The organism is Enterovibrio norvegicus DSM 15893 (assembly GCF_900115495.1).
GTDB classification, from domain to species: domain Bacteria; phylum Pseudomonadota; class Gammaproteobacteria; order Enterobacterales; family Vibrionaceae; genus Enterovibrio; species Enterovibrio norvegicus.
Genome location: NZ_FOWR01000001.1, coordinates 275,550 through 288,251, shown reverse-complemented (window position 1 = coordinate 288,251; position 12,702 = coordinate 275,550). Strand labels below are relative to the sequence as shown.

Genomic DNA, 12,702 nt, shown 5'->3' with positions numbered 1-12,702 from the left:
CACTAAACATTATTGCTTCAAGTTTTTGCGAACCAAGTTGTTTGAAATGCTCTTATACACGACACGATTGGCAGCCTATCGTGATAAATCCCCTTATCTGAATTCGGAATTTCAAAGAGCTCTAAATATCGGTCATAGAATGCTTGGCGGGTTGCAGAGATTGCGCGTATTCACATCACGCATAATCTTGAGTGTGACACGTTAGCGTGATTTACCACCACAGACGCCTGTTATTTGCGTATAAAAAAAGCCTGGTTCATCAGGCTTTTTCTTTTCGCTTCTTCAATTTCGAATTCGCGTGTGTTTCGATAATTTGCTTATGCAGCGCGGTTGCAGCTCGCATCAAACGTGGGTGAATTTGAAGCTGCTTACTGTCGAGCAATCTTTTATTAAGGTTAATCACTGACGCTGTTACACATGCAGCTACTTTAATTTGCCCTAGCTTATGCGCATACATCGCGGTTTTAATCGCTAGAAATGCACGCTGATCATTCTTCTTATAGGTTTGATTCGCGAAGCGCTCAAACCGAACAAAATCTGCGTGATACGTTTTGTGAATACGCACAACGTGTTTATCGTAGTATTCCTTGTACTTGCTGTAACTGCCCGTTTTATTGGCATGCATGAGCTTTTTAACCCAATCTGTCGACTTGAGTTTTTCCTTGCCAAACAAGCCGCTTAGCCAACCAAACATTTAGTCCCCCTGCACTCACCTCGAGTAAGTTCTCTAAATAGAGTATCTAATTCGCTCACGATAATACTTCTTATACATATATTTCTAGGACGTTTGCGGCACACTGCACACAGTGTACGGTAACGAGGATTCTACTGAAAACTCACGAAAAGTATGCAAGTAATTTGTTAAAAATTACTATGATGCTGTGCCAAATCGCTTTTCGCGATGCTGATGCCTTTTAATTGAGCGAATACTTTTTCACCCGCTGATAAGGTAAGCTCATCCGCCGCCCATTCAGTGATATTGGCAATCAATACCTCGTTACCAATCCTTAACATCACTTGGCAGTAGCCTGTCGACATTTCACCTTGCTTGGTTCGGGTTACCGACTCTATCGAACATGGCAGCACATTACGAATACTGGTGTCTGATGCAGGTGTTTTCACTATCGAAATGTCATTGGCAAAGACACGCAATCTCAGGCGAGAATCTAGCGCTGCCTCAACGGCCGGAACCCACAATGTTTCGCCTTCAAGATCGAGTTTCGACATTGCATAGCGCGGATGCGTCCCTACCACTGTGGCGGTGACCAAGGCGCTTTGTTCTTTTACCGACAGCCACGGCTGCATGTGCTCTGAACTCCACACGTCATGCAGTGAACCATTGGCAATCACCCTGCCTTTGTTTAGCAGCAACATATGATCAGCCAATTGTAGGATTTCATCCAAACTGTGACTGACGTAAATCATTGGAATAGAGAGCGACTCCGTCAGGCGAAGCAAATAGGAAATCAGCTCCTGTCGGCGTGGACCATCGAGAGAAGCGGTGGGTTCATCCATGATCAAAAGCTCAGGCTCAGAAAGCAATGCGCGCCCTATCGCCACACGCTGTTTTTCGCCCCCCGACAAATCTCGAGGGTAGCGAGCAAGTAACTCTCCAATGCCAAGCAACTGGGTGATTTCTTCAAACATTGAAGGATTCGCACGTGATTGCCCGTACCGCAGGTTCTTCTCAACTGACATATGCGGAAACAAACGTGCATCTTGAAACACATACCCAATACGTCGTTTTTCGGGTGGCAGTTTGATGTTTTTTTCTGCATCAAACAGTGTTGAGTCACCCACCGAAATCTTGCCTGTGTCTGGCACTGATAGCCCGCTTATCGCATTGATCAGCGATGTTTTTCCCGCACCAGAACGGCCAAAAATCGCAGTAATCCCCGACGATGGAATGGTTTCGTCTAATGACAATGAAAAATTATCGAGTGCTAACGAAAAATTCAAGGTGATCATGACAAGCCCATCCTTTTCTTCATTCGGCGACTCAGCCATTCCGAACCAAACAAGGACAGTAATGCGATAACTATCGAAAGAATACAGAGTCTCGCGACACTTTCTTCAGCGCCTGGGGTTTCGAGAAACGCGAACATGGCCAATGGGATGGTTTGCGTTTCCCCGGGAATGTTCGAAACAAACGTAATGGTTGCACCAAACTCGCCCAAACTACGGGCAAACGCCAACACCAAACCTGACAAAATCCCGGGAGCAATCAATGGCAATGTGACCGAATAAAACACACGCCATGGCGATGCACCCAAGGTTCTCGCCGCATCTTCAAGACGCTGATCAACCAATTCCAGCGACAAGCGAATAGCCCTTACCAGCAAGGGAAATGCAACTACGGCAGACGCCAATGCTGCGCCTTTCCAACTGAATGAAAATGACACGCCAAACGTATTGTATAACCACTCCCCGACGACACCACGACGCCCCATGACCACCAGCAATAGATAACCAATGACCACAGGTGGCAGCACCAACGGCAAATGAATCACACCATCGAGAACAGATTTACCAGGGAATTGTTTACGCGCCAACAACCAAGCAACGGCAATGCCAAGTGGCAAACTTGCAGCAACGGCAACCGTGGATATTTTCAAGCTCAGCGCGAGGGCTTGCCATTCGAGAGGAGTTAACAACATGCGTTAAACATTACTCCATAGATGGTTCATTTCGAGATTTCCTGATCGGATAGCGAGGATGACACAAGGTTGAAACCCTGCTCTGCCAGAATACGGTGTGCGTCATCTGAAGACAGAAAATCAAAAAACTGCGCCGCAGCTTCAGACGCGTCTTTAGTCATCGCTTTCGGAAAGATAATAGGTGCATGGGACGTATCAGGCACATCAGCAACAACATGTACGGCCTTTGATGCAATCGCATCTGAACGATAAACAATGCCAATGGGCGCTTCTTTACGCTCTACCAACGCCAACGCAGCGCGCACACTGTTTGAGTAAGCCAATTTATTCGCTAACACCGACCATAGCTGAAGGTTTTCGAGCGACTCTTTTGCGTAAATACCGGCAGGCACGTGCGTTGGGTCTGCGATAGCCATACGCGCATTACCAATAGCATGAAGGAAAGACGCTTCATCAAGGTTGACCTGAGAAATATCATCTCGGGCACTGACAACAACCAATGCATTGCTGACCCACGGAGATAATGTATTGGCGTTAATCACCGCTTGGTCGACGGCGTAATTCATCCACTTTTCGTTTGCGGAGACATAGATGTCTGCTGGTGCGCCATAAGCGAGTTGCCGAGCAAGTGCAGAAGAGGATGCATAAGACAAAATAACAGTACGTTCAGTTTGTTTCCGGTAGGCCTGAGCAATCTGGTCTAACGCCGTTGTCATCGAAGAAGCAGCAAAAACGAGCACCCTTTCTCTTTCATTGGCATGAGAAAAAGGCGAAAGCAGCAGTGAAAACAATAAGAAGAATGTGCTGACAATGACGCGAAACGTGCGTTGCATGAATTCCCTATAAAAAGCGCGATTGAGAAGCACATCATACCAACGATCGATACGACAAAGGTATCGAATCAAGCCTTTATTGATGTGTCTGATGATAATGCGAGCAGATAACCAGATAAATTCTTCTGTCGCAACCACACCGTTAACCTGACCATTTCCCAATCAGTTAAGCGAGCCATTAGCCCAAGACGCTCACGAGAGTAGGTGTAGTGACGAGGTGTTGAGGTGCTTATGCTTCCGTGTTCATCGTAATGGTGTAGTGATTGTTCTTTGCAGGGATCATGTACAAAATTTGCTGACCCATGGAATGGTGAGAGATGAGATAGTTGCCTTGAGGAAACTCTGCATCCTCAGGACCAACGAGTACAATGGTGTAATGTTCGACGAGACGATCATCAATGGTGGTGCCGTTCCCTTCTTCTTCGTTGACGGATTCAACAAGCACTTCGTACTCATTTTCTGCGCCATCGATCAGCTGGACAGATTGGCCCTCTAGCTTTGAAATATTCTCCCACGACAATACGTTCATCGACTATCTCCTGAGTCTTACTTTTTACGTCCACGCTCAACGAGCTGTATAGACTAAATTGTAGCCACTTTGTGCAGGATAATACGGATTTACAACGGTTTTTCTGACAGTTACCCCAATTTTTCGGGTGAAGTCTGAGATTAGGTAAACAAGGTAAGGAGATGACACTTGAAGGAAGGTATTACAACCAGAAACGCCGTAGCGACGTTTCTGGATTTGTTGCGACTAGCGCATTTTTAGTGGACGCGTGGTTTGTGGTCTATTTTGATGGTAGAACCACAGGCGTCTGCTTTTGTTACTCATAAACACCTCTTTTTTTTATCAGGTTAAAATGCGTAATTTCGCGTTCACCTTGATGAATCACAAAACGACATTACATTCCTGAGTTGATAAACCTGCCTCCTAAAACACGGATGCCATTAGCTGGCTAACTTCCTCTTTTTTTGTAGAGGACCTCTTCTCCATGTGCTTTAAAGAAGCAGCACAAGCGACAGCGTTAATTAGATTGGTTTTTAATCAACTGTCACGTTACGACCATTTTTATTACATTAGGTTTCAACTTTCAAGTGATTCTCGCCGAATCTATGTTGTACAGATCACAGATCATATGCACCAACGCACTTAATGACTGAAATTTAAACGATTTATTCAATTTCACCGACTTTTGGTGAGCACACACGCCACTATTCGTAGTGTCGAAATGCATGTTCAGTTACACTGCCTCGAAATAGTGATAGAGACATACAGACATGACACACGAAGAATTTGAAGTTGAAGCGATCGGCATCGAAGTAAGCTCTCAACCTGTCGAACTCTACAAAGTGCTTAAACTGGCGAATGCAGTCAGTGGCGGCGGCGAAGCAAAACATGCTATCGCTGAAGGCTACGTGATTGTGAATGGCGAACTAGAAACGCGTAAACGTTGCAAGATTTACGACGGCGATGTGATTGCTTTTAATGAAGAGTTCTACGTGCTGTTGTGTGATACCCCACCAGCACCCACAGAGCCACGTTTAGCGCGTGAGAATAAGCAAAGCCACGAAGCAGCGCCTCAATCTGCACCGGCCCCTGTTGCTAAAAAACAACCAAAGAAAAACGGATTGAGTGCAACAGCATCTAACAGCAAAGGCAAAAGCCAACAAAGCGAAAAGCCTGCAAAAGAATCAGATACCGACACCCGCTCTCGTTCCACATCTGGTCGACGTTCTATTTCTTTCTGATGTTCTATTTATTTCCAAAGAAAAAAGCCACCTTAGCGGGTGGCTTTTTGATTATTCTACATTGATTAAAAGAAATACTGTGAAATTGCTTTACGTCGATATTTCGTGCCCTGCATTGCTCATTTCGTTGAGCACCGTTACCTCGCGAGTTTAAAAATCACGGGTTGTTAGAAAGCAAGGTCTTATCTCTATCTGTGGCGTATTACTACGCTAATGTAACGCTCCAAATTGTTTTGCAACCCAAATCCACATCGGCTTTCTGTTGCCCGATGATGTGTAGCGTTGTCGCTCAGTCCTCTATTCGTCATAAGGTTCTCTTTGGGTGCATCTTGAGTATAGGCCGCTCTTTTACCCCTTCCACATCTCATTTCTATGAATGTGACCTAGTTTCCGTAAACAACAATTTGTTAACATCATCACATAATGTCGGCAGGGATTATGCTTTGCGTTCGTTGCATAATGTGGGTTTTACGCATCGCTCTTGTGTCTTCATCACACATACGGTTTAAAATCATTAATTAAGGTCGGATCGACATTCTTAATTGTTCAAAACCGCACGTATAATGGCCGCTCGAAACACAGCATTAAAATAGTCATGGATACTGAACTTTCCGTTTTTCGCTCCCCTTTTCGATTTGTGCCAACCGCACAGTCTTCTCTCGCGATGGCATTTTTTGGCCTCGGCGTCGCATGGACGCTTTACCATCCTCCGACAGGGGAACTCACGCGCCCGCTCTTATCGGTCATTGGCATTTTCTTAATCGCGCCTGTGTGGCTGAAATACGCCTTCGAACCTAAACGCTTTTTACAAGATCTTCGGGATCCTCTCTATGGCAGCCTCATGGCACCAATGACCATGTCATTGCTATTGATGGCCGACTTCCTTGCGGAATTTGATACCAAAGCCGCAGCCATGATTTGGTATCCCGCCATGACAATGCACGTCTTCATGGCTTGTTACTTCTTCTTTCACCAGTTCAAATCGTTTGAGAAGTGCAATATCTACCCAAGCTGGTTTTTGTACCCTGTCGGCTTAATTAGCAGCACGCTGGCCGCCCCGAAGCTAGGGTTTACCGATGAATCGGCCTTGCTGGCGCACGTTTGCATTGGTGCATACTTCTTCATGCTGCCCTTTGTGCTTTACCGTCTGTGCTTTTTAGAAAGCTTGCCGAAAAACAGTCGTCCAGTACTCGCCATTATGGCAGCCCCCGTTAACCTTGCCCTCACTGCCTACTTGGTTAACTTACCGAACCCCGATCCAGTCTTGGCGGGCGCGCTTGCCGGCGTTGGGATCATGATGACGCTCTTTGTCTATCTGTGTTATGTCGACTTATTAAAAGAACCTTTTCAGCCGACGATCGCGGCACTGACCTTCCCTTCAGTGATCAGCGCCGTCGCCATGGAACGACTCACAATATGGCTTGAGAAAGATCATGCGCACTGGGCATGGCTCGAACGGCTGGGATTGGCAGAGCTAACCGTTGCAACTCTGCTTGTCGCTTGGGTTAGCGTGGGTTACATACGACATTACGGTTTCGGCAAATAGCAAAAAGCATATAGCCATTAGAACGCAAAAAAGCCCCTTCTTGGGGCTTTTTCTATTGATGTGTCCCGTCCTAAATAAGGAGCCGGCGCTAAGCGCCATGCAACAAGGATCATTGGCTCTATTGCTCGTCCATAGCGTCAATAAGAAAATCGATGAAACAGCGTACCTTCGAGGACATATGTTTACGGCTTGGATAAACAATAAACACATCAATACTGGTGCGCGGAAAATCAGTAAACAATTCCACTAGCTCGCCAGAATCAATCTCACCATTTAAGTTGAACAGCGGCATACGTGTTATGCCTTCGCCAGAAATGCACAATAAAAGCTCTAACTGCGAACTGTTACTCACAACAAAGCTTTCCAGTTCCACATCAATCGCACTGCCATCATGATCTTTATAACGCCATGTATTGTAAGACGGGATGTTGCTGTAGCTGATGACCTTATGATTAACGAGCTCTTTGGGATGCGTCGGGAATCCATGCTTTTCGAGATAAGCCGGTGAAGCGATCGTCACCGCGTGTGACGAGTGAATTTTACGGCTAATCAAGCTTGAATCATCGAGTGCCTGTGAAGCGCGCACAGCGATATCAAACCCTTCCGCCACCAAGTCAACTTTTCGATCATTAAGTTCAATGTTTAGCGTGATGTCAGGGTATGCATCGGCAAAGCCCCGCAAAAGAGGCGCTAAGCGCGTCAAACCAAAACTGGTTGGGCAGCTTATTTTTAGGTTTCCCTTGGGCGTAACCTGACGGCCCAGCATGGCGTTTTCGAGCTCTTCTGCATCCTGAACAATCTGACGGCACTGCTCGTAATACAACTCACCTTCCGGCGTTAGACTCAATGAACGTGTTGTTCGATGTAAAAGGCGCACACCCAAACGTTCTTCCAGCTTATTAATTTCTTTGCTTATATAGGACGTTGAATGCCCCGTGCGATCAGCGGCTTTGGTAAAACTGCCGTACTTCATCACCTCTCGAAATATCACCATTCCATCAAGCAATTGTGTGTTCATCTCTAACGTCTCAAGCCGTACCAGAAATAAAGCATAAGCAATTACATGTCATATGGAAACAATCATTCTTCAAAAACACTATTAATTTTCGTATGGAATATATCTATAGTGACCTCAAGACATAAGACGTCAACCAAACTCACTGGCTTATGACCTGACGCCACTTGGCGAGAAAAACACGAATTCTTAGAGGAAAACACAATGAAAGTATTAGCATTTGGCGCAAGCAACAGCTCTCAATCAATCAACAAACAATTGGCGGTTTATGCAGCAAACCTTGTTGAAGGTGCGGAAGTAGAAACGCTCGATTTGAACGATTTTGAAATGCCCATCTACAGCTCAGACCGCGAAGCGGAATTGGGTCAGCCTGAACAAGCAAAAGCATTCTTTGCAAAAATTGGCGACGCAGATGCCATCATCATCTCTTTTGCTGAGCACAATGGTTCTTACACCGCGGCCTACAAGAACGTGTTCGACTGGACATCACGCATCGACATGAAAGTGTTCCAAGGCAAGCCTGTGGTATTCCTTGCAACATCACCAGGCCCTGGCGGCGCAAGTTCTGTGCTTCAAGGCGCTGTCGGTTCAGCCCCTTACTTTGCCGCAGAGGTGAAAGGCTCGCTTTCTGTGCCAAGTTTCTATGATAACTTCGACATAGAAACGCAAACAATGCGCAACGACGAGCTAAAAGCACAGCTTCAAGATGCGGTAAATACCTTGGCTTAATAGTCGACATCCTCAAGAAAAGAGCGGGCGATTAGCCCGCTTTCTTTAACATCCCCGCCGTCTCGATAAACGCGATAATGTCACTCAACCCCTGCTTCTCTTTGAGATTGGTAAACACGTACGGTTTGTCTTTACGCATCCGTTTCGTGTCCGCCTCCATTACATTGAGATCTGCGCCAACATAAGGGGCTAGATCGATTTTATTGATGACCAACAGGTCTGAGCGGGTAATGCCGGGGCCACCTTTGCGCGGGATCTTCTCCCCTTCCGCCACATCAATAACATAGATGGTGAGGTCAGCAAGCTCAGGGCTAAACGTCGCACTCAAGTTATCACCGCCGCTCTCAACGAACACCACATCCAAATCTTTATGATGGCGCGCCAAGCTGTCCACGGCTTCCAGGTTCATAGAGGCATCTTCCCTTATGGCCGTGTGCGGACACCCGCCTGTTTCGACACCCACAATGCGGTCAGCATCTAAAGCTTGTGCTTCCGTCAAAATTCGCTGATCTTCGCGGGTATAAATATCATTCGTGACCACGGCAATGCTGTATGTGGTTCGAATGGCTTTACACAATACTTCAAGCAATGCGGTCTTTCCTGACCCAACAGGACCACCCACACCGACTCGTAAAGGTTGTTTGTAGCTCATAATCATTCTCCTTAGCGCCTTAACCCTTGCGAATTAAGACCGAAATAGTCGCGAATATTGTGTTTCATGCTGGCTAGAGGCGATGGCTTGTGCTGGTGCAAAGCCACCGACTTGATCATCCATCACATCATGTGACGCAGCCACCACATCATTGAGCACCGGCGTCATCGTCAACAGCACTTCTTGCCCAGCTTTTTGCCCGAGAGGGATAAGCTTTACACCCGCCATCACGGTATTTTCTAACCAACTCCAGATATAACCTTCACACAGGGTTTCTTCATCAATGCCCCAACGTACGCCTGCAAGTGCAAAGCCCGCTATTTGGCTTTTTTGCGCAATGCTCGCCCAAACGTCTCCCTCATCCACCACCTTGAGTTGCTTGAGCAAGGTCAACATGGTTCTGCCGCGTTGGGTTTCTTCTTTCCTAAACTCCGCAGTTTCACGACTGGCATATAACCATTGGCACCAGTACTCTGCCGCTTCAACATCATGTGATTCAAATGCACGATATAAACGACGCAACACAGGCAGTTCGAGGTATTGCATCGAATCAAACGCCAAGCTATTAAGCCAATCCGTTAAATCGGATTGGCTCCCTACCCATCCACATTCAATCGCCCACTCAAGCCCTTGGGAATAACTGAATGCACCGACAGGCAGTGACGGGCTAATGAGTTGAAACAGGCGATACTGTGCAGTCATCAGCAGAGGTCTCTTTATCACTGTTTTTGCCCACACACGCGTTTGTCGTGACAACGCCGCCAGCATGATCATGCGTGACCGTATTAACAATAGAGTCGCCGCTGGCTGACTCTTTATGAGGGTGTGCCGATGCTGGCAGCGCAATTAACCCAATAAACACTGCACAGGCTGCAGCAAGTTGTGTTGTCTTTTTCATGTTTACTTTTCCTTGTTCATTATTTCTTTTTACAAATACTTTTGCGGTGCCATCAGTGATGATGGTGATGACCAGAAGAGTGACCACCGTATGCGCCCGCTTCGGGTTCAAACGGCGCCATTTCGACAATCACCTCTCCCCCTAACAATCCCACCATCTCGTCGAGCACATGGTCGTGTTGATAACGCACCCAACCATCACCAACTTGGAGCGGCACATGGCGGTTTCCAAGGTGATAACTCAATCTTGCTAACAGAAGTGGAGAATCGGCCTTCGCCGTTGACACTTTTTCTTCTGCCGCCACCACACGGACATGTTCACCGTCAGTAGAAACCAACACATCGCCATCGCGAAGCGTGATACCACGGGGAAGTAATAGGCCCGCATCTCGTCCATCGTCTAACGCGACTTTGATACGACTTTTGATGCGCGCATCAATGCCCAAACTGACCGTGCCAGTGACAGGAGATGCGTGGTTTTTGTCATGTTCAGCGCTAATTCGCTGAGTGAATTCAATCATTCTCACCTCCACTTAAAATAAGAAATAACGCTGCGCCATTGGCAACACATCAGCGGGTTGACACACCAGCAATTGGCCATCGGCGCGCACTTCATAGGTTTGTGGATCAACCTCGATATTGGGCTGCCAATCATTAAGTTTCATGTCTTTCTTACGAATGGTCCGACAGCCTTTTACTGCGCTGATACCGCTTTGAAGACCCAACATGTCATGCACGCCGTTCTCAATGGAAGACTGCGACATAAAGAGCAGTGAACTCGTTGCAGGACCTCGGCCGTAGCTGCCAAACATCGGGCGATAATGCACTGGCTGAGGTGTCGGAATGGACCCGTTCGGGTCACCCATCGGCGCGGTAACAATTAACCCGCCCTTGATGACGAGCGAAGGTTTAACGCCAAAGAACGCAGGTTTCCAAAGCACCAAGTCCGCAAGTTTCCCGACTTCAATCGAACCCACTTCATGCGCCATACCGTGCGTGATGGCTGGGTTGATGGTGTATTTCGCGACATAACGTTTAATGCGTTGGTTATCGCTATGGCTTGGGTCGCCCTCTAATGCGCCAAACTGCACTTTCATTTTGTGTGCGGTTTGCCATGTCCGGATCACCACTTCCCCCACACGCCCCATGGCTTGCGAGTCAGATGAGATCATCGAGAAAGCGCCAAGATCGTGAAGAAGATCCTCGGCTGCGATGGTTTCACGGCGAATGCGAGATTCCGCAAAGGCAATGTCTTCGGCGATGGCTGGCGACAAGTGGTGGCACACCATCAGCATGTCTAAGTGTTCGTCAACCGTGTTGACCGTGTATGGTCGGGTCGGATTCGTTGAAGAGGGCAAAACGTTCGCCAAGCCCGCCGCTTTGATAATGTCAGGCGCGTGACCGCCCCCCGCCCCTTCGGTGTGGTAGGTATGGATGACGCGATCACCAATGGCCGCCAAGGTTTCTTCCACAAAGCCACATTCGTTCAGGGTGTCGGTATGAATCGCAACTTGCACGTCTGTTGCTTCTGCAACCGACATGCAGTTGTCGATGGCTGCAGGTGTCGAACCCCAATCTTCATGGAGTTTCAAGCCACACGCGCCTGCGGCCACTTGTTCTTCAAGCGATTCTGGCAAACTGGCGTTGCCCTTCCCAAGCAAACCAAAGTTCATTGGAAACGCATCCAACGATTGCAGCATACGGTGAATGTTCCAAGGCCCCGGCGTACAAGTGGTTGCATTCGTGCCGGTGGCTGGTCCTGTGCCGCCGCCAACCATGGTCGTGACACCTGACGTGAGCGCTTCATCAATCTGTTGCGGGCATATATAGTGGATGTGAGAATCAATACCGCCAGCAGTGAGAATTTGACCTTCACCCGCGATCACCTCTGTACCCGGGCCAATCACAATGTCGATGCCATCTTGAATATCAGGGTTACCGGCTTTGCCAATGGCTTCGATACGCCCTGCTTTCACAGCGACATCGGCTTTTACAATGCCCCAATAATCCAGCACCACCACATTGGTGATCACCAAATCCGGCGTTTCCGCACTTGGGCGCTGGCTTTGTCCCATCCCATCACGGATGGTTTTACCGCCGCCAAACTTCACTTCATCACCATAGATGGTGAAGTCTTTTTCCACCTCCAACCAAAGCTCGGTGTCAGCAAGGCGCAAACAATCACCGGTTGTTGGCCCAAACATTTCGGCATAGGCCTGACGTGAGATCTTTGCCATATCAATCGTCCTTATCGTCGGGGGTGTTAGCATTCATCGCGGTATCAATCGCGCCCATGCATCGCCCTTGAAAGCCAAACACTGTGCGTGTACCAGCGTAAGCGACAAGCTCAACAGTTCGGCTTTGGCCAGGCTCGAAACGCACCGCGGTACCTGATGCAATGTTTAAACGAAAACCTTTGGTGGCCTCCCGGTCAAACGTCAGTGCATCGTTCACTTCATAGAAGTGATAATGCGAACCCACTTGAATCGGACGATCGCCCGTGTTTGCCGCATGCACCATGATGGTCGCTCGTCCTTCGTTGAGCTCTATTTCACCGTCTTTGACACGCAATTCTCCTGGCACAAAGCCATGAACTGCGGTTTGAGAACTTTGGGACATATCAG

15 protein-coding genes are annotated in these 12,702 nt (G+C 47.7%); 3 read left to right on the top strand and 12 right to left on the bottom strand.

Features of this window, described 5'->3' with window-relative positions; all coding sequences use genetic code 11:
• Nucleotides 1–259 precede the first annotated feature (259 nt).
• From BM082_RS01245 to BM082_RS01225, 5 genes are all read right to left on the bottom strand, one after another.
• Nucleotides 260–694, bottom strand: coding sequence for a hypothetical protein (locus BM082_RS01245; protein ID WP_017015511.1), 435 nt, complete (start codon nucleotides 692–694; stop codon nucleotides 260–262).
• 167 nt (nucleotides 695–861) lie between these two features.
• The gene (modC, locus tag BM082_RS01240; RefSeq protein ID WP_017015510.1) at nucleotides 862–1,968 is read right to left on the bottom strand and encodes a molybdenum ABC transporter ATP-binding protein ModC; all 1,107 of its coding nucleotides are present in this window, start codon (nucleotides 1,966–1,968) and stop codon (nucleotides 862–864) included.
• Nucleotides 1,965–2,657: a molybdate ABC transporter permease subunit gene (gene modB / locus BM082_RS01235; RefSeq protein WP_017009955.1), complete on the bottom strand. Its 693-nt coding sequence runs from the start codon at nucleotides 2,655–2,657 to the stop codon at nucleotides 1,965–1,967. Before modB ends, modC begins: the two co-directional genes overlap by 4 nt.
• Nucleotides 2,658–2,683: 26 nt before the next feature.
• Entirely contained in the window at nucleotides 2,684–3,652 is a 969-nt protein-coding gene (gene modA / locus BM082_RS01230; protein ID WP_244275878.1) for a molybdate ABC transporter substrate-binding protein, read from the bottom strand.
• Nucleotides 3,653–3,719: 67 nt separating this feature from the next.
• Nucleotides 3,720–4,019 carry a DUF6916 family protein gene (locus tag BM082_RS01225; RefSeq protein ID WP_017009957.1) on the bottom strand — a complete coding sequence of 100 codons (300 nt, stop codon included), beginning with the start codon at nucleotides 4,017–4,019 and terminating at the stop codon, nucleotides 3,720–3,722.
• Between the two features lie 749 nt (nucleotides 4,020–4,768).
• Here BM082_RS01225 and BM082_RS01220 point away from each other — a divergent pair.
• Complete coding sequence (locus BM082_RS01220; protein ID WP_074924959.1) at nucleotides 4,769–5,239, top strand: RNA-binding S4 domain-containing protein; 471 nt, start codon at nucleotides 4,769–4,771, stop codon at nucleotides 5,237–5,239.
• A 595-nt stretch (nucleotides 5,240–5,834) separates the two neighbouring features.
• The gene (locus BM082_RS01215) at nucleotides 5,835–6,785 is read left to right on the top strand and encodes a TDT family transporter (RefSeq protein ID WP_017015506.1); all 951 of its coding nucleotides are present in this window, start codon (nucleotides 5,835–5,837) and stop codon (nucleotides 6,783–6,785) included.
• Between the two features lie 118 nt (nucleotides 6,786–6,903).
• Here BM082_RS01215 and BM082_RS01210 read toward each other — a convergent pair whose 3' ends face one another.
• A complete protein-coding gene (locus BM082_RS01210) occupies nucleotides 6,904–7,803 on the bottom strand; it encodes a LysR family transcriptional regulator (RefSeq protein WP_017015911.1) in 900 nt (299 codons plus the stop codon).
• A gap of 201 nt (nucleotides 7,804–8,004) precedes the next feature.
• Between BM082_RS01210 and BM082_RS01205 the strand changes: the two genes are divergently transcribed.
• Nucleotides 8,005–8,529 (top strand): NADPH-dependent FMN reductase, encoded by a 525-nt coding sequence (locus BM082_RS01205; protein ID WP_017015910.1) that lies wholly within the window; start codon nucleotides 8,005–8,007, stop codon nucleotides 8,527–8,529.
• A gap of 31 nt (nucleotides 8,530–8,560) precedes the next feature.
• Here the strand turns inward: BM082_RS01205 and ureG are convergent, their stop codons facing one another.
• Genes ureG through BM082_RS01175 form a run of 6 tightly spaced genes read right to left on the bottom strand, consistent with a single transcriptional unit; the run spans nucleotide 8,561 to nucleotide 12,697 of the window.
• Nucleotides 8,561–9,181, bottom strand: a complete 621-nt coding sequence (ureG, locus tag BM082_RS01200; RefSeq protein ID WP_017011566.1) for an urease accessory protein UreG — start codon at nucleotides 9,179–9,181, stop codon at nucleotides 8,561–8,563.
• 33 nt (nucleotides 9,182–9,214) lie between these two features.
• The gene (locus BM082_RS01195) at nucleotides 9,215–9,883 is read right to left on the bottom strand and encodes an urease accessory protein UreF (protein WP_017011567.1); all 669 of its coding nucleotides are present in this window, start codon (nucleotides 9,881–9,883) and stop codon (nucleotides 9,215–9,217) included.
• Complete coding sequence (locus tag BM082_RS01190; RefSeq protein WP_017011568.1) at nucleotides 9,849–10,079, bottom strand: hypothetical protein; 231 nt, start codon at nucleotides 10,077–10,079, stop codon at nucleotides 9,849–9,851. Before BM082_RS01190 ends, BM082_RS01195 begins: the two co-directional genes overlap by 35 nt.
• A 52-nt stretch (nucleotides 10,080–10,131) precedes the next feature.
• Nucleotides 10,132–10,599 carry an urease accessory protein UreE gene (gene ureE / locus BM082_RS01185; RefSeq protein ID WP_074924956.1) on the bottom strand — a complete coding sequence of 156 codons (468 nt, stop codon included), beginning with the start codon at nucleotides 10,597–10,599 and terminating at the stop codon, nucleotides 10,132–10,134.
• Nucleotides 10,600–10,611: 12 nt separating this feature from the next.
• A complete protein-coding gene (ureC, locus tag BM082_RS01180) occupies nucleotides 10,612–12,315 on the bottom strand; it encodes an urease subunit alpha (protein ID WP_074924954.1) in 1,704 nt (567 codons plus the stop codon).
• A gap of 1 nt (nucleotide 12,316) precedes the next feature.
• Nucleotides 12,317–12,697: an urease subunit beta gene (locus BM082_RS01175; protein WP_017011571.1), complete on the bottom strand. Its 381-nt coding sequence runs from the start codon at nucleotides 12,695–12,697 to the stop codon at nucleotides 12,317–12,319.
• Nucleotides 12,698–12,702 lie beyond the last annotated feature (5 nt).

Coding starts and splice junctions, on each gene's coding strand:
- BM082_RS01205 (WP_017015910.1), top strand. CDS start 8,005: ATGAAAGTATTAGCATTTGGCGCAAGCAACAGCTCTCAATCAATCAAC.
- BM082_RS01195 (WP_017011567.1), bottom strand. CDS start 9,883: ATGACTGCACAGTATCGCCTGTTTCAACTCATTAGCCCGTCACTGCCT.
- BM082_RS01215 (WP_017015506.1), top strand. CDS start 5,835: ATGGATACTGAACTTTCCGTTTTTCGCTCCCCTTTTCGATTTGTGCCA.
- BM082_RS01210 (WP_017015911.1), bottom strand. CDS start 7,803: ATGAACACACAATTGCTTGATGGAATGGTGATATTTCGAGAGGTGATG.
- BM082_RS01190 (WP_017011568.1), bottom strand. CDS start 10,079: ATGAAAAAGACAACACAACTTGCTGCAGCCTGTGCAGTGTTTATTGGG.
- modB (WP_017009955.1), bottom strand. CDS start 2,657: ATGTTGTTAACTCCTCTCGAATGGCAAGCCCTCGCGCTGAGCTTGAAA.
- ureE (WP_074924956.1), bottom strand. CDS start 10,599: ATGATTGAATTCACTCAGCGAATTAGCGCTGAACATGACAAAAACCAC.
- BM082_RS01225 (WP_017009957.1), bottom strand. CDS start 4,019: ATGAACGTATTGTCGTGGGAGAATATTTCAAAGCTAGAGGGCCAATCT.
- ureG (WP_017011566.1), bottom strand. CDS start 9,181: ATGAGCTACAAACAACCTTTACGAGTCGGTGTGGGTGGTCCTGTTGGG.
- BM082_RS01220 (WP_074924959.1), top strand. CDS start 4,769: ATGACACACGAAGAATTTGAAGTTGAAGCGATCGGCATCGAAGTAAGC.
- BM082_RS01175 (WP_017011571.1), bottom strand. CDS start 12,697: ATGTCCCAAAGTTCTCAAACCGCAGTTCATGGCTTTGTGCCAGGAGAA.
- modC (WP_017015510.1), bottom strand. CDS start 1,968: ATGATCACCTTGAATTTTTCGTTAGCACTCGATAATTTTTCATTGTCA.
- BM082_RS01245 (WP_017015511.1), bottom strand. CDS start 694: ATGTTTGGTTGGCTAAGCGGCTTGTTTGGCAAGGAAAAACTCAAGTCG.
- ureC (WP_074924954.1), bottom strand. CDS start 12,315: ATGGCAAAGATCTCACGTCAGGCCTATGCCGAAATGTTTGGGCCAACA.